Below are 16,550 nucleotides of genomic sequence, written 5' to 3'. Positions count from 1 at the left end.
GCCCGGTACAGATGCACCATGCGTATTTCCGTGACGATCTTCCTCACCGACGAGACCATCACCCCGACCCGGCTCGCCCGTGAGCTGGAGGCGCGGGGCTTCGCCGGGATGTATCTGCCCGAGCACACCCACATCCCCGTCGAGCGGGTCACCCCGTACCCCGCGGGCGGTGACCTGCCGCGCGAGTACGGCCGTACCCTCGACCCCTTCGTGGCGCTCGGCCAGGCCGCCGCCGTCACCGAGCGGCTCGGCCTCGGCACCGGCATCACGCTCGTCGCCCAGCACGACCCGATCGACCTCGCCAAGCAGATCGCCACCCTCGACCACCTCTCCGGCGGGCGGTTCACGCTCGGGCTCGGCTTCGGGTGGAACGTCGAGGAAGCCGCCGACCACGGCGTCGAGTGGCGCACCCGGCGCGAGCTCGTCCGGGACCGGATGGCGCTCATGCACGCCCTGTGGGCGGACGAACCGACCGCCTACGAAGGGGAGTTCGGGAGCGTCCGGGCGAGCCACGCCTTCCCCAAGCCCGTGCAGAGGCGGACCCTGGTGGGCGGGGCCGCGGGGCCCAAGCTGTTCTCCCACATCTGCGCGTACGCCGACGGGTGGCTGCCGATCGGCGGGCGCGGCCTGGGCGAGACGCTGCCCGTGCTGCGCACCGCCTGGGCCGACGCGGGCCGCGACCCGGGCGCCCTCCAGGTCGTCCCGTACGCCGTCCTGCCCACCCCCGGCAAGCTCGCCCACTACGCCGAGCTGGGCATCGAGGAGGTCGTGCTCCAGCTGCCCCCGGCGGGGGAGGGCGAGGTGCTGAAGGTGCTCGACGAGTATGCCCGCTATGTCCAGGACGGCACCGCAGGCGTGTGACGTCACCCACCTCCGGGAGGCGGCACCGCGCTGATCACACCGCTCGTATGCTCGAAGGATGACGACTTCCGCGACCTCCGGAACCGGCCCCACCGACCGCCCCGGCGGAACCGGCCCCACCGAGAACTCCATGCGTCGCGCTCTCAAACGGGCCCGGGACGGCGTCGCCCTGGACGTGGCCGAGGCCGCGGTCCTGCTGCAGGCGCGCGGCGAGGCCCTCACCGACCTCGCCGCGTCGGCCGCCCGGGTCAGGGACGCCGGACTCGAACAGGCCGGGCGCCCCGGTGTCATCACCTACTCGAAGAGCGTCTTCATCCCGCTGACCCGGCTGTGCCGGGACAAGTGCCACTACTGCACCTTCGTGACCGTGCCCGGCAAGCTCCGCCGGGCCGGCCACGGCATGTTCATGTCCCCCGACGAGGTCCTCGACGTGGCCCGCAAGGGCGCCGCGCTCGGCTGCAAGGAAGCCCTGATCACCCTCGGCGACAAGCCCGAGGACCGCTGGCCGGAGGCCAGGGAGTGGCTGGACGCGCACGGCTACGACGACACCATCGCCTACGTCCGGGCCATCTCCGTCCGCATCCTGGAGGAGACCGGCCTGCTGCCCCACCTCAACCCGGGCGTGCTGTCCTGGACCGACTTCCAGCGGCTGAAGCCGGTGGCGCCCTCCATGGGCATGATGCTGGAGACCACCGCGACCCGGCTGTGGTCCGAGCCCGGCGGCCCGCACCACGGCTCCCCGGACAAGGAACCCGCCGTACGGCTGCGGGTGCTGGAGGACGCCGGCCGCTCCTCCGTCCCCTTCACCTCCGGCATCCTCATCGGCATCGGGGAGACGTACGAGGAGCGCGCCGACTCCCTGTTCGCGCTCCGGCGCGTCGCGCGGTCGTACCACAGCGTGCAGGAACTGATCATCCAGAACTTCCGCGCCAAGCCGGACACCGCGATGCGCGGCATGCCCGACGCGGAGCTGGACGAACTGGTCGCCGCCGTGGCCGTCGCCCGTCTCATCATGGGCCCGGCCGCCAACATCCAGGCCCCGCCGAACCTCGTCGACAGCGAGTACGAGCGCCTGATCGGAGCCGGGATCGACGACTGGGGCGGGGTCAGCCCGCTCACCATCGACCACGTCAACCCCGAACGCCCCTGGCCGCAGATCGAGGAGCTCACCGAGCGGTCCCGCGCCGCAGGCTTCGAGCTGCGCGAACGCCTGTGCGTGTACCCCGAGTTCGTCCAGCGCGGCGAGCCCTGGCTGGACCCGAGGCTGCGCCCGCACGTGGCAGCCCTCGCCGACCCGGCCACCGGACTGGCCCGCCCCGACGTCCTTCCGCGAGGGCTGCCCTGGCAGGAGCCCGAGGAGGTCTTCGTCCCGTCCGGCCGCACGGACCTGCACGCCACGATCGACACCGAGGGCCGTACGTCCGACCGCCGCGACGACTTCGACGAGGTCTACGGCGACTGGGGCGCCCTGCGCGAGGCGGCCGCCCCCGGCATGGTCCCGGAGCGCATCGACACGGACGTACGGGACGCGCTGCGGACCGCCGCCGACGACCCCACGAAGCTGACCGACGACGAGGCCCTCGCGCTGCTGCACGCCGACGGACCGGCCCTGGACGCGCTGACCCGGATCGCCGACGACGTCCGCAGGTCGGTGGTCGGCGACGACGTCACCTACATCGTCACGCGGAACATCAACTTCACCAACGTCTGCTACACCGGCTGCCGGTTCTGCGCCTTCGCCCAGCGGCGCACCGACGCCGACGCCTACACGCTCTCCCTCGACCAGGTCGCCGACCGCGCCCAACAGGCCTGGGAGGTGGGCGCGGTGGAGGTCTGCATGCAGGGCGGGATCCATCCGGACCTGCCCGGGACGGCGTACTTCGACATCGCGAAGGCGGTCAAGGAGCGCGTCCCCGGCATGCATGTGCACGCCTTCTCGCCGATGGAGGTCGTCAACGGCGCGACCCGCACCGGCCTGTCCATCCGCGAGTGGCTGATCGCCGCCAAGGAGGCCGGGCTCGACTCGATACCCGGCACGGCCGCCGAGATCCTCGACGACGAGGTCCGCTGGGTGCTGACCAAGGGCAAGCTGCCGACCGCGACCTGGATCGAGGTGATCGAGACCGCGCACGAGGTCGGCCTCCGCTCCTCCTCGACGATGATGTACGGCCATGTCGACCAGCCCCGCCACTGGCTGGGCCACCTGCGCACGCTGGCGGGCATCCAGCAACGCACGGGCGGCTTCACGGAGTTCGTGACGCTCCCCTTCATCCACACCAACGCCCCGGTGTACCTGGCCGGCATCGCCCGCCCCGGCCCCTCGATGCGGGACAACAGGGCGGTCACGGCGATGGCCCGCCTGCTGCTCCACCCCTGGGTGCCGAACATCCAGACCAGCTGGGTCAAGCTCGGCACCGAGGGTGCGGCCGAGATGCTGCGCTCCGGCGCGAACGACCTCGGCGGCACGCTGATGGAGGAGACGATCTCGCGGATGGCGGGGTCGTCGTACGGCTCGTACAAGTCGGTGAAGGACCTGATCGCGGTGGCGGAGGCGGCGGGCCGTCCCGCCCGTCCGCGCACCACGCTGTACGGGGAGGTGCCCGAGGAGCGGCAGCAGGCGGCGCGGGCCTCCGACGGGCACCTGCCGGAGCTGCTGCCGGTGCTGGACTGAGCGTCGGCGGGGACGGGTGCCGGACGGGGGCCGGTACGATGATCCGACCCCCGTTCGACGGGGATCCTGAGCCGAGGAGATGCGTGTCGTGCCAGCCCCGAAGGTCTGGGTGACGGGTCTGACCGTGGGGGCGATAGCCGCCGTCGTCGCCCTGGCCGTACAGGCCGACAAGGGAACGAAGCCGAGCGCGGTGGTCACCACCCGGCCCAGCGTGTCGGCGTCCCCCCGCGCGTCCGTGCAGCCGGCTCCGTCCGCGACCGCCGTCCCGGACGGCTCCGGGACCGGCCGCCGGATCGTCTACTCGCTCGGCGACAAGCGGGTGTGGCTCATCGACGCGAGCGAGGCGGCCCGGCGGACCTTCGCCGTCTGGCCGGGGACGGTCGAGCCCGCCCCCGGCACCTACTCCGTCTCGCTGCGCCGGGGCGAGCCGACGACCGGGTCCGACGGCGTGCGGATCGAGCACATCGTGTACTTCACCGCCGTGGGCGGCGTGAACGTCGCCTTCTCCAACGCGGTGGACGGCTCCTCGCCCCCGCCCGCGAACGGCGCGCAGACCGGCGGCATCCGCATGAAGGCGGCGGACGGCTCGGCGCTGTGGACGTTCGGCGAGACGGGGACGAAGGTCGTCGTCGTCAACTAGCGCTGCGGTCCGGCAGGTTGACCACCAGCAGGGCGATCCCGCTGAACACGAACACCCGCAGCGCCGCGTCCAGCCCGTTCCAGGTGTCCGACTGCCACATGGAGAACCACTCGCCGCCGATCGCGATGAACCCGGCGCCGAACAGCAGCATGAGCATGAGCAGGCCGTAGGTGGAGAACCGCCGGGCGGCCCGGTCGTCCCGGCGCGCCCACAGCCAGGTGCCGTAGATCAGCACGAGCGCCGCGAGCGTCTCCCAGACGATGATCGCCACGTACGCCGTGTTCTGAAGTCCCTTGCTGGTGACGGCTCTCCACATCAGGTCGTCGTCCTTGAACGTCGTGTCCATCGCGAGAACATGCTGCACGAACGCCTGGTTCGTCCCGAAGTCCGTGATGTTCCCGAACGCGACGAGCGCTATGTACAGCGCGACGCTCGCGGTGAGCAGAGCGGCGGAGAGGTGGAGAGCGGTTCGTGTGGTGGGTGGGGGTGTCGATGCCATGGGGGCCATCTTCCCCGGTGGCCGAGGGTGTGATCCAGAACGTGGGCCAGAATGGCGGACATGAACAGGGGACGGCTGTCGATGCAGGAGTTGATCGCCCGGCGCAGACGGGCCGGCTTCGTCGGCCGAGGTGCCGAACGAGCGGCGTTCCGCGAGAACTTCGACCTCCCGCCCGAGGACGAACGGCACCGGTTCCTCTTTCATGTGCACGGCAACGCCGGTGTCGGGAAGACCTTTCTTCTCCGGGAGCTGGAGCAAGTGGCTCGCGAGAAGGGCGCGTTGACGGCGTACGTCGACGAGAGCGTCGACAGCCTGCCGGAGGCGATGGCGGCGATCGGTCGCCAACTCGGCGCCCAGGGCTGTCGTTTCAAGGAACTCGAACGCCTCCTCGCCACCCACCGGGAACGCAGGCACGAGGCCGAGGCGGCCGCCCTCGCCACCCTTGAGGCGGAGCCCGAGGGTCCGTCCGCCGGAAGCATGGCGGTGGCCCGGGCGGGACTGGTCGGACTCGGGATGGTGCCGGGGGTGGGAGCCTTCGCCGGCGCCCTGGACGCGGCTCAACTGGCTCAGGGCGCCGACCGGTTGCGGGCCGGGCTCAGTGCTCGCCTGCGCACCCAGGAGGACGTCCAGCTGGTCCTGCACCCGGAGCGCGTGCTCACCCCGGTCCTGCTCAGGGAACTCACCGAGGCGGCGGCCACGGCCCCCTGGATCGTCCTCTTCTTCGACACCTACGAGCGGACCGGCCCGTTCCTCGACGGCTGGCTGCACGAGATGATGACCGGCGACCGACACGGCACCCTCCCCGCGACGGTCGTCGCGGTGACGGCCGGTCAACGGCCCTTCGACACCGCCCGCTGGGGCGCCTTCGCCGACTTCATGACGGACCTGCCGCTCGGGCCGTTCACGGAGGCGGAGGCCCGGGGACTGCTGGCCGGCAAGGGGGTCGTCTCCGAGCCGGTCGTCGCGGAGGTCCTGCGCCTCACCGGCGGCCTGCCCGTCCTGGTCTCCACCCTCGCCGAGCAGCGCCCCGCCGACCCCGACGACGTCGGCGACCCCAGCGCCACGGCCGTGGAGCGCTTCCTGAAGTGGGAACAGGATCCGGTACGGCGATCCGCGGCCCTGGCCTGCGCCCTGCCCCGGCACCTGGACATGGACGTGTTCCGCGCGGTCGTGGACTGCCCGGACGACCAGGCCGACGCGCTCTTCGCCTGGCTGCGGGCCCTGCCCTTCGTGGTCGACCGCGGTGACCGGCTCCGCTACCACGACCTGGTGCGCGAGGCGATGCTGCGGATGCAGCGGGCCCGCTCGCCGCGCGGCTGGGCCCACCAACACGCCCGGCTGGCAGAGAAGTTCGGCGCGTGGCGGGCGGAGTACGCGGCGGGCCGCGAGGAGCGGGAGCTGTGGCCGGACGAGAAGTGGCGGGAGCTGCGGCTCGCCGAGTCCTACCACCTGGTGTGCGCCCAGCCCCGTGAGGCACTGCCCGAGGTGCTGCGGGACCTCGTGGACGCCTGCGACACGGACGACGCCACCGCCGCCCGGTGGACGCGGGTCCTGCTCGACGCGGGCCGGGACGGCGACACGGAGGCCGTGTCCCGGTGGGGGAGCGAACTGTCCCGCGCGCTCGCCGAGGGCGGCGTACCCGCGGCGCTCGCCCGACTGCTGTCCCGGGCGGGCCTCGACGCGCCGGCCCAGGCGCACGTCAGGGCGGTACGGGGCAGCGCGCTGCGGCGGATCGGCGCCCTGGAGGAGGCCCTGCGGGAGTTCGACCTGGCCGTCGCCCTGGACCCCGGCCTCGCGCGCGCCCACCGGGGGCGGGCGTACGTGCGAGGCTCACTGCGCGACTACGAGGCGGCCGTCGACGATCTCGACCGGGCCCTCGCCCTGGAGCCGGACAGCGCCTCCGCCCACTCGGTGCGCGGTGAGTACCACCGGGTGCTGAACCACGGCGACCAAGCGCTCCGGGACCTCGACCGGGGGATCGAACTGGACCCCACCCACCCGTTCGCCTGGGCCTCCCGAGGAGCCGTCCACCTGATGCGCGGCAGACTCCACGCCGCGCAGGCGGACCTGGACCGTGCCCTGGACCTCGACCCCGACTACACCTGGGCCCTGGTCCGCCGCGCCCGCGTATGGCGTGGCCTCGGGGACCCGGCCCGCCAACTGGCCGACCTGGAAAGGGCGGTGGCGCTCCAGCCCGACTGGCCCTGGGGCCGCTGCGAACGCGGCGACGCGCTCCGCACCGCCGGCCGCGTCGACGAGGCCCTGCTCGACTACGACCACGTGCTCGCCCTCGACCCCGACTACGCCTCCGCCCACGCGAGCCGGGGCGCCGCCCTGGCCGGCCTCGGCCGCCACGAGGAGGCGCTCGCCGCCTTCGACAGCGCCCTGCGCCTCGACCCCGCCTACATCTGGGCCCTGTGCCGCCGAGCCGAGACCCACCTCGCCCTCGGCGCGTACGACCTGGCCCTCGCCGACGCGGAACACGCGTGCGCGCTGAGCCCGGACGACGAGCGTGCGCGTGCGGTGCGGGACCGGGTGCGGGAGGCGGCCGGATGACGCGTCCGGTCGTGGATCCGCACGCGGCGCGCGGGGGACCGGTGCCCCGGCGTCACGCCGACCGGCCGCCGCCTCAGTCCTCGGCGTCGTAGGCCCGCCGGGCAGCTTCCACCTTCTCCAGGTTCGGTGACCACTCCGCCAGCGTCGCGAACAGCGGGGCCAGGCTGCCGCCCAGTTCGGTGATCTCGTACTCGACCCGGGGCGGGACCTCCGCGTGGTACGTGCGCCGGACCAGGCCGTCGCGTTCCAGTTGGCGCAGGCGCTGGGTGAGGACCTTGGGGGTGATCGTGGCGATCCGGCGCTGGAGTTCGACGAAGCGCTGACGGCCGTAGGTGTGCAGGGTCCACAGGATCGGTGTGGTCCAGCGGCTGAAGACGATGTCGACCACCGGGGCGATGGGGCAGGCGTTCTCCGGGGGAAGGCCGGGGCCGGGGGCACGCCTTGTGGTCTCGGTCACACTCGGGCCTTTCGCCATTACTTTCCTCTGGGTACCTACTGACTTTTCGATAGTAGCTTCGCCGTGTGCCCACAGGAACCAGTCCAGGGCCTCGGAAACGGAGAACGACATGATCACGGTGACCGGTGCCACGGGGAACGTCGGCCGGCCCCTCGTACGGGCGCTGCTCACGGCGGGGGAGCGGGTGACCGCCGTGTCCCGGCGCGGCCCCCGGGACGACGCGGCGGGCCCGCGGCATCACCGGGCCGACCTGGCCGCGCCCCGGACCCTCGAACCCGCCCTCGACGGGGCCGAGGCACTCTTCCTCCTGACCTCCGGCGACTTCATGGCGCAGGGCGGCGACCTCGGCGCGGTCCTCGAAGTCGCCCGGTCCGCCGGTGTCCGGAGGGTCGTGCTGCTGTCCTCACAGGGCGTCGGCACCGGCGACCATCCCCCCGCGGCGGAGGACGCCGTGCGCCGGTCGGGGCTCGGGTGGACCATGCTGCGGCCCGCGGGCTTCCACACCAACACCCTCCGGTGGGCCGGTGCGGTGCGCGCCGAGCGGACGGTGGCGGCACCGTTCGGGGACGTCGCGCTGCCGACCGTGGACCCGGACGACATCGCCGCGGTCGCCGCCGTGGGTCCACGAGCTGACCGGGCCCGCCCCGATCTCCCCCCGACAGCAGGCCGCCGCGATCGGGCACGCGCTGGGTGAGCCGGTGCGGTTCGCCGAGCAGAGCCGCGACCAGGCCAGGGCGGAGATGATCCGGTTCATGCCGGAGCCGGTCGCGGACGCCACCCTGGACATGCTCGGCGACCCGTCACCGGGTCTGCGGGGCGTCAGCCGGGACGTCGAGCGGGTCCTCGGCCGCGCGCCGCGCTCCTACGCAGAGTGGGCGACCCGCAACGCCTCCGCCTTTCGCTGACACGCTGATTCGGGCCGCGACTCCACCCGGAATTCTGGCCGAGAACCGGCCCTCCAGGGCAATCGGGTCGCACCTCGCATACCCGTACGCCCCTGAACCCCGCACCCCCCTTCGATTACAGTGCTGAGCGTCGTACATACGGACGGTCGCCACGGGAGGTCTTGGTGGGTGCGACAGCCGGGGCCGTCGTCTGGGGGCGGGCCGAGCAGCAGGACTTCCGGAGCCGGGTGCGCGGGACGCTCCTCGGGGTGGCCGTCGGTGACGCGCTGGGCGCCCCGGTCGACGGGCTCGGGCTGGACGAGATCCGGGAGGCGTACGGCGCCGAGGGGCTCGTCGACCTCGGTTTCGGGTACGGCAGACGCGGCGCCGTCACCCACCTCACCCAGCTCAGCCTCTTCACCGTGGACGGGCTCATCCGCGCCCAGGTGCGCCGGGACACCGGTGCCTGGCATCCGCCGACCGACCTGCACCGGGCGTACCTGCGCTGGGCCGCCACCCAGCGGGACTGGGGGCCGGACGAGCGGCGCAAGGACGACGGCTGGCTGGCCCGGGAGGAGTGGCTGTACGCCCGCCGCGACCCGGCCCGGTCCCTGCTCATCGGGTTCGGCGACGACACCATGGGGACGCTGGAGTCGCCCAAGAACCCGGACGAGCTCGGGCCCGAGGCCACGGCCCGTTCCGCGCCCTTCGGGCTGCTCGTGGGATGGGAGCCGCAGCTCGTCGTACAGCTGGCCGTGGAGTGTGCCGCGCAGACCCACGGGCACCCCGTCGCCTATCTGTCGGCGGGCGCTTACGCCGTGATCGTGCACGCGCTGGCCCTCGGCGACAGCCTGGACGGGGCCGTGCAGCGGGCGCTCGCGCTGCTGTCCGCGCGGCCCGGGCACGAGCCCGTGTCGGACGCGCTCCAGCACGCGCTGGGGGCCGTGCGGCAGGGGATGCCCACCCCGGCCCGGGTGGCGGAGCTCGCGGCCGACGGCTCGGCGGACGGGCTGCTGTCCGCCGCCGTGTACTGCGCGCTGGTCGGGGAGGACGTACGGCAGGGGCTGTGCCTCGCCGTGAACCACGACGGCCCCTCCGCCGCGGCCGGCGCCCTCACCGGTGGCCTGCTGGGGGCCCTGCACGGCGAGACGGCCCTCCCGCCGGCCTGGCTGGCCGAGCTGGAGGGCCGTCCCACCCTGCTGGAACTCGCCGACGACTTCGCGATGGAGATGACCCAGGGCCCCGCGCTGCACGGGCCCGCGGGCGCCTCCCCGGGGTGGCTGGTCCGCTACCCGAGGGCCTGAGCGGGCCCTAGGACCGCGGCTGGTCCTTCACCCCCGTGCCGATCACGTCCTGCACGCCGCCCGCCGGGGCCGGGATCGCGGCGGCCGCGGCTCCGTCCCCGTCCCCGTCCGTGTTGATCCTCTCGATGATCGCGAGGCGCTCCGGGGTGTCCTCGGGCCTGATGAAGCCGACGAGGATGTAGAGGACCAGGGAGACGGCCAGCGGGATCGAGACCTGGTACTGGAGCGGGACCCCGCCCTCGACGTTCCAGTTGATCGGGTAGTTGACCAGCCAGAAGGCGAGCAGGCCCATCGACCAGCTGGTGAGCGCGGCGGTCGGGCCGGAGCGGCGGAAGGGGCGGAGCAGGCCGAGCATCATCGGGATGGCCATCGGGCCCATGAGGCCGGCCACCCACTTGATGACCACGGTGATGATGTCCTTGAACGTGGGGGAGTTGACCTGGGTGGCCGCCGCCATCGACAGGCCGAGGAAGACGACCGTCGCGATGCGGGCGACCCGCAGGCCCTGCCCCTGGCTCCAACTGCGCGCCCGGCGCCACACCACGGGGGCGCAGTCGCGGGTGAAGACGGCCGCGATCGCGTTGGCGTCGGAGGAGCACATGGCCATGGTGTGCGAGAAGAAGCCGACGATCACCAGGCCCAACAGTCCGTGCGGCAGCAGCTGTTCGGTCATCAGGCCGTAGGAGTCGGAGCCGTCGGGCTTCTGCGACTGGACCAGCAGCGGTGACATCCACATGGGGAAGAACAGGACGACCGGCCACACCAGCCACAGGATCGCCGACAGCCGTGCCGAGCGCTCGGCCTCGTGCGCGTTCGCCGTGGCCATGTAGCGCTGGGCCTGGTTGAGCATGCCGCCGTTGTACTCGAACAGCTTGATGAAGAGGAAGGCGAGCAGGAAGACCGTTCCGTACGGCCCCACCAGCGGCTCCCCGTGGCCCTGGAGCTCCGGCTCGTCCCAGGCGCCGAAGAAGCCGATGCCCTTGTCGTTGAGCTTGAGCACGACGGCGACGAACATCGCGACACCGGCGAGGAGTTGGATGACGAACTGGCCGAGCTCCGTGAGCGCGTCGGCCCACAGCCCGCCGATCGTGCAGTAGACGGCCGTGATGCCGCCGGTGATGAGGATGCCCTGGTTGAGGGAGATCCCGGTGAAGACGGACAACAGGGTCGCGATCGCCGCCCACTTGGCGCCGACGTCCACGATCTTCAGCAGCATTCCCGACCAGGCCAGCGCCTGCTGCGTCTTCAGGTCGTAGCGGTTCTTCAGGTATTCGAGCGGGGACGCCACATGCAGCCGTGAGCGCAGCCGGTTGATGCGCGGCGCGAACAGCTTCGAGCCGATCGCGATGCCGAGGGCGATGGGGAAGGACCAGGTGACGAAGGAGGTGACGCCGTAGGTGTAGGCGATGCCCGCGTACCCGGTGAACATCACCGCGCTGTAGCCCGACATGTGGTGCGAGATACCGGACAGCCACCAGGGCATCTTGCCGCCGGCGGTGAAGAAGTCGCTGACGTCGTCGACGCGTTTGTGCGACCAGACGCCGATCGCGACCATCACACCGAAATAGCCGATGAGTACGGCCCAGTCGAGACCGTTCATATGCGCCCTCCCAGGGATCAGCCCGGCGCTCATCGTGGGTGCCACCGCGTGGACACGACAAGCTGGCGTAAGGTCAAAGGGAGGTAAAAATATTCGAGGTGATGGCCTGCGTTCACCTATGTGAACTCATCGCATCAGCTCCCCGGCGTTGACCAGCAACGACTGTCCGGTGATCGCCCGCGCCCGGTCCGAGGCCAGGAACACCGTCGCGTCCGCCACGTCCCCGTCGGTCGCGAGCTCGGGCAGTGCCATCCGGTCGGTCAGCCGCTTCAGCACCTCCGCCTCCGGCACCTTCTCCGTGTGCGCCGTGAACTGCACGTACGCCTGCACCGGCGGCCCCCACATCCAGCCCGGCAGCACGGTGTTGACCCGGATCCGGTCCGGCCCGAGCTCCCGCGCCAGCGAGTACATCGCGCTCGTCAGCGCCCCCTTCGAGGCGGCGTACGCGGCCTGCCGCACCTGCGAGGGAGCGGCCACCGCCGACTGCGTCCCCACGAACACCACCGAGCCCCCGCCCGCCGCCCGCAGCCCCGGCAGACAGGCCCGCGTCATCCGCAGCGACCCCAGCAGGTTCACGTCGATGACCGACTGCCAGGTCGCGAAGTCCGCGTCCTGAAGCCCGCCGAAGTAGCTGTCCCACGCGGCCACCTGCACCACCGCGTCCAGCCGCCCGAACCGCTCCACCGCCAACTCCGCGAGCGCCGCGCACTGTTGCTCGTCGGTGATGTCCGTCGGCCGGTAGGCGGTGTGCGCCCCGTCCGGATCGATCTCGGCGGCGCTCTTGGCGAGGTTCGCCTCGGTCCGCGCACCCAGCACGGCGTTGCCGCCGTCCCGCACGACGGCCGCCGCGACCTGGCGCCCGAGCCCGGCGCCCACTCCCGACACGACGACGGTCTTCCCGGAGAGAAGTGACATACCGGCGGCCTCCCTGCTCTGGCGCATTATCTGACGGGGCGTCAGAGTATGGGCGAGCGCTGGAGGAGGGAAGGTCCGATGTCAGAAGAGACCCGCAGCGAGACGTACGCCGAACTGGCCGCCACAGGACCCTACGGAGTCCGACCCGGCCACGCGCTGATCACCATGGTCGAACCGCACCCCGGCCATGAGTACGCCTACAACCGTTGGTACGAGGATGATCACTACTACGCAGGGGCGATGGCCATGCCCTGGATGTTCGCCGGCCGCCGATGGGTGGCCACCCGGGACCTCCAGCTCCTGCGCGTCCCGGAGAAGTCGGCGGTGGCACAGCCGGTGACGGCCGGCTGCTACCTGTCCACCTACTGGATCACCGAGGGCCGCTACGACGACCACATGCGGTGGACGGTCGCCATCAACAAGCGCCTCAACCGCGACGCCCGCGTCTACCGCGACCGCACCCACGTCTTCACGGCGTTCCAGGACCACGAGGCGACGGTGTACCGGGACGGAGCGGCGGGCCCCAGGGACTTCCACGCGCTCGACCACCCGTACGCCGGACTGGTGCTGGAGGTGATCGACGCGGAATCCCCGGAGCGGCGTGGAGAGTTGCTGGAGTGGCTGATCTCCCGCCACCTGCCGAAGCGCCTGGCGGGCTCACCGGCGGCGATGGTGACCGTGTTCCGCCCGACCCCGCTGCCAGGGGACCGCATGACCTACGTGAAGCAGGTGGAGGGCGTGGACACCCGGCTCACCCTGCTGTGGTTCCTGGAGAGTGATCCGCGTGAGTGCTGGGAGCAGCACTTCACCGGGGTGGAAGACCCGCCCATGGGCAGAGTGGAGCTACTGGCGCCGTTCGTCCCGACGGTTCCGGGCACGGACACCTACGTGGACCAGCTGCGGTAAGCCCCATCAGGGGCGCGGGGAACTGCGCGAAAGGCCCCCACCGGCCCGCAGCCGACGAACTACTTCAGCTCATCAGGACAGGGCGTCCCGCGCGGCACCGTATAGGGCGCCGCCAGCCGATACGTCCCCGCACGCGGCGCCAGCAACATCGTCCACTTGTCCCCGTCCGCGTCCTCCGGCGTCTCCATCAGACACCCGTCGACGTTCTCGAAGACCTTCGGCGAGGCATCCCGCTCCTTGGACTCCTCCGTCTCCTGCGGCGGCTTCACCTTCTTGCCCTCCGCGTCGATGATCGACAGCCACGGCGAGTACGGGATGCGGATCAGGATCCGCCCGGCCTTCTTCACCCGCATGGTCATCTCGCCCTGCGCGGCCCGGTCGACCACCGTGTTCGGCGAGGCCAGCGGCGCCGGGTCGGTCACCCGGAACAACTGCCAGTTCGCGTCGCCCCAGATCTGCCGCAGATACGGCATCCCGCGCTGCACCAGCTCCCGCTCCCGCTCGCCCCCGTCCCCGTCGGGCTCGTCCTTGGGCACGACCACGAAGTGCACGGCCCAGCGCTGGAGCCACTCGTGGTAGTTCGCGGAGTTCAGGGTGTCGTCGTAGAAGAGCGGATTGCGCTCCATGTCGGCCTGCCGGTTCCAGCCCCGGGCGAGGTTGACGTACGGCGCGAGCGCGGACGCCTCGCGGTGGGAGGCGGCCGGTACGACCTCGACGCGGCCCTTCTCGGCGCCGACCTCCTGGAGCTCGTTGACGAGGGGGGCCAGCTCGCGCGCCCAGGACGCGGTCGGGGTCGTGTGGACGACGTCGTCCACCGACTTGAAGCCGATCCAGACGGTGAAGCCGACGAAGGCGACGACGGTGGCGTACCACTTGCGCGAGCGCGGCACCGTGAACGGCAGCGCGGCCGCCAGGGCCACCCCCGCGAACAGCATCGACAGGCGCGAGATGTTGGAGCCGATCTGGGAGCTGACCAGCCAGACCAGGACCACCGAGAGGCTGTACACGCCGGCGGTGATCCGGACCGTCGTCCACTCGCGCGGGACCAGGAGGAAGACCAGGAGACCGTAGGCGAGCGGCAGCAGCACCGAGCCGATCTTCATCGGCTGGGTGCCGGCGAACGGGAAGAGCCAGGCGGACAGGGCCACCACGGCCGTGGGCGCGAGGCCCAGCGCCCAGGCGCCCGGACGCCGCTTCTGCAGGAAGAGGGCGACCGCGACCAGACCCACGAAGAGTCCGGCGACCGGCGAGGCCATCGTCGCGAGGGCGGCGAGCGGGGCCGCACAGGCGGCCTTCGCCCAGCGTTTGTAGCGCCAGCGGTACGGCCAGCAGAAGACGACGGCGACCGCGCCGAGCGCGAACACCGTGCCGAGACCGAAGGTCACCCGGCCCGAGGCCGCGTTGCACAGAAGGGCGTACACGCCCGCCAGCGAGGCCCACAGCGGGTTCCGCACCGCCCGGCTGCGGATGAGGACCAGCGTCAGCAGCCCGGCCGAGACCGTCCCGGCCAGCATCATCGTCGTACGGACGCCGAGCACCGACATCAGGTACGGCGAGACGACGCTGTACGACACCGGATGCATGCCGCCGTACCAGGCCAGGTTGTAGGCGGAGTCCGGGTGCCGGCCGACGAACTCGGCCCACGCGTCCTGCGCGGCGAGGTCGCCACCGCTGTTCGCGAACGTGAAGAACCAGGCGATGTGGAGGACGCCGGAGAGCGCGGTCATGGAGAGGACGGGGTGCCGCAGCAGCCGCTCGCGCAGTGCGAGCAGAGCGGTCCGGGTCCTGCCCGGGACGCCCGGGGGTCCTCCACCGGCACCGGTGCCTGAGTCCGCGGGCGCGTCTATTCGCGGGCCGTTACCCGGGCCCGGGTCGGTGTCGTCGGCGCGTGTCGGCTCCGCAGTGGCCACCTGAAGGCACTCCCCGTGGTGTCCCGTCTTCATTTCTCGGCCGCGCCCCAGCGTCGACCTGCCCCGGTTCGTGACGCTAGCACGCGGCCCGCCGTCCGGAACCCCGGGCGGGGTCCGGACGACGGGCCGCGCGAGCCGTCCTTCCCGTCCCCGGATCAGCCGACGCGGGTCAGCTTGGAGGTGAAACCGGGTTCGGCCAGATCCTTCTGGAGGGTGACCGGCACCTTGACCGCGCCGCCCTCGCCGTCACCGACGGTCAGGGTGCCGACCTTGGTGCCGGCCTTCGCGGTGTGCGGTACGTCGTCGGCGGCGAAGGACAGCTTCACCTTGAAGCCGGCCCAGCCGACGGCGGTGACGTCCTTGGTCAGCACGACGGGGGTGTGGCCGCCGAGGCCGTCGTCGACGTACCCGACGACGTCACCCTTCTTGAGGATCTTCGCCGAGGTCAGGGCGTCCTCCGCGGCGAGCAGCGCGACCTTGCTGACGTCGTTGACGGTCTTGATGATCGGCGCCTTGTGCTGGCCGAGGATCGCGCCGACGACGGTGACGGTCTCCCCGCCGACCTCCTTGCGGCCCGCGAAGAGGAGGTTGCCGCCGGCCGCGGTGGTGGTGCCGGTCTTGATGCCGATGCCGGTGTAGGGGACCAGATAGTTGTAGTTGTACCACTTCTGTCCGGACGGATCGATCCACTGTCCCATGGACGTGATCTCCACCAGCGCCGGGATCTTCACCAGCTCGTTGCCGAGCTTCACCTGGTCCTCGGCGGTGGAGACGGTGGTCTCCTTCAGGCCCGAGGCGTCGGTGTACGTCGTGTTCTTCATGCCGAGTTCCTTTGCGGTGGCGTTCATCTTCTTGATGAACGCCGCCTCGGAACCGGCGTCCCAGCGGGCGAGCAGCCGGGCGATGTTGTTGGCGGAGGGGATCATGATCGCCGCGATCGCCTGCTTCTGGGTGAGGACGTCGCCCTCCTTGACGGTGTTGAGGGTGGACTCGCCGTCCTTGTTGTAGCCGCCCTCCTTCTCGGCGAGCGCGTCGACGGTGATCTTCGCGCCCTCCTCGCCCGACTTGAGGGGGTGGTCCTTCAGCACGATGTAGGCGGTCATGGCCTTGGCCACGGAGCCGATCGCGACGGGGGTCTGCTTGCCGAAGTCGCCCATCGTGCCGATGCCGTTGACGTCCAGCCAGCCCTGGCCCTGGGTGGGCCACGGGAGGGCGGCCTCGCTGCCGTCGAAGGTGTAGGAGTCCTCGGCGGTGAGGCTGAGCGTGGGCTCCGGGAGCGGGCGCAGAGACTGCACGATCGCAAACACGACGACCAGCAGGATGAGCAGCGGGGTCCAGATCTTGACC

12 protein-coding genes and 1 pseudogene are annotated in these 16,550 nt (G+C 71.7%); 7 read left to right on the top strand and 6 right to left on the bottom strand.

The window, feature by feature from the left end; translation table 11 throughout:
* Window positions 1-18: 18 nt before the first annotated feature.
* The 3 genes from EHS43_RS18455 to EHS43_RS18445 all read left to right on the top strand — a co-directional run bounded on the left by EHS43_RS18455 (window position 19) and on the right by EHS43_RS18445 (window position 4,172).
* Window positions 19-861 carry an LLM class F420-dependent oxidoreductase gene (locus EHS43_RS18455; RefSeq protein WP_125191870.1) on the top strand — a complete coding sequence of 281 codons (843 nt, stop codon included), beginning with the start codon at window positions 19-21 and terminating at the stop codon, window positions 859-861.
* A 58-nt stretch (window positions 862-919) separates the two neighbouring features.
* Complete coding sequence (locus tag EHS43_RS18450; protein WP_125191869.1) at window positions 920-3,532, top strand: bifunctional FO biosynthesis protein CofGH; 2,613 nt, start codon at window positions 920-922, stop codon at window positions 3,530-3,532.
* Between the two features lie 79 nt (window positions 3,533-3,611).
* A complete protein-coding gene (locus EHS43_RS18445; protein ID WP_125191868.1) occupies window positions 3,612-4,172 on the top strand; it encodes a hypothetical protein in 561 nt (186 codons plus the stop codon).
* Here the strand turns inward: EHS43_RS18445 and EHS43_RS18440 are convergent.
* Window positions 4,165-4,671, bottom strand: coding sequence for a DUF2165 domain-containing protein (locus EHS43_RS18440; RefSeq protein ID WP_125191867.1), 507 nt, complete (start codon window positions 4,669-4,671; stop codon window positions 4,165-4,167). The two genes, EHS43_RS18445 and EHS43_RS18440, sit on opposite strands and share 8 nt — an antisense overlap.
* 60 nt (window positions 4,672-4,731) lie before the next feature.
* Here EHS43_RS18440 and EHS43_RS48790 point away from each other — a divergent pair, with 60 nt between their 5' ends.
* Window positions 4,732-7,227, top strand: a complete 2,496-nt coding sequence (locus EHS43_RS48790) for a tetratricopeptide repeat protein (protein ID WP_312023426.1) — start codon at window positions 4,732-4,734, stop codon at window positions 7,225-7,227.
* A gap of 73 nt (window positions 7,228-7,300) precedes the next feature.
* On the opposite strand, the gene EHS43_RS18430 is transcribed toward EHS43_RS48790, so the two are convergent.
* A complete protein-coding gene (locus tag EHS43_RS18430) occupies window positions 7,301-7,684 on the bottom strand; it encodes a helix-turn-helix domain-containing protein (RefSeq protein ID WP_260470596.1) in 384 nt (127 codons plus the stop codon).
* 109 nt (window positions 7,685-7,793) lie between these two features.
* Between EHS43_RS18430 and EHS43_RS18425 the strand changes: the two are divergent.
* Window positions 7,794-8,589: pseudogene (locus EHS43_RS18425) on the top strand (NAD(P)H-binding protein).
* 164 nt (window positions 8,590-8,753) lie between these two features.
* A complete protein-coding gene (locus tag EHS43_RS18420; RefSeq protein WP_125191864.1) occupies window positions 8,754-9,872 on the top strand; it encodes an ADP-ribosylglycohydrolase family protein in 1,119 nt (372 codons plus the stop codon).
* A gap of 7 nt (window positions 9,873-9,879) precedes the next feature.
* On the opposite strand, the gene EHS43_RS18415 is transcribed toward EHS43_RS18420, so the two are convergent.
* Together EHS43_RS18415 and EHS43_RS18410 are read right to left on the bottom strand one after the other, a co-directional pair.
* Entirely contained in the window at window positions 9,880-11,472 is a 1,593-nt protein-coding gene (locus EHS43_RS18415; protein ID WP_125191863.1) for a sodium:solute symporter family protein, read from the bottom strand.
* A 126-nt stretch (window positions 11,473-11,598) separates the two neighbouring features.
* A complete protein-coding gene (locus tag EHS43_RS18410; RefSeq protein WP_125191862.1) occupies window positions 11,599-12,387 on the bottom strand; it encodes an SDR family oxidoreductase in 789 nt (262 codons plus the stop codon).
* Between the two features lie 78 nt (window positions 12,388-12,465).
* Here EHS43_RS18410 and EHS43_RS18405 point away from each other — a divergent pair, with 78 nt between their 5' ends.
* The gene (locus EHS43_RS18405; protein ID WP_125191861.1) at window positions 12,466-13,293 is read left to right on the top strand and encodes a hypothetical protein; all 828 of its coding nucleotides are present in this window, start codon (window positions 12,466-12,468) and stop codon (window positions 13,291-13,293) included.
* Window positions 13,294-13,352: 59 nt separating this feature from the next.
* On the opposite strand, the gene EHS43_RS18400 is transcribed toward EHS43_RS18405, so the two are convergent.
* On the bottom strand, window positions 13,353-15,203 hold the full coding sequence (locus EHS43_RS18400) for an MFS transporter (protein WP_125191860.1): 1,851 nt from the start codon (window positions 15,201-15,203) through the stop codon (window positions 13,353-13,355).
* Between the two features lie 155 nt (window positions 15,204-15,358).
* A partial coding sequence (locus EHS43_RS18395; RefSeq protein ID WP_148104057.1) for a D-alanyl-D-alanine carboxypeptidase family protein occupies window positions 15,359-16,550 on the bottom strand: 1,192 nt, incomplete at its 5' end.

The organism is Streptomyces sp. RP5T, from assembly GCF_003933965.1.
Taxonomy (GTDB): Bacteria; Actinomycetota; Actinomycetes; order Streptomycetales; family Streptomycetaceae; genus Streptomyces.
Note: the sequence above shows the minus strand (reverse complement) of the source record. Positions and strands in the feature narration are given on the sequence as shown.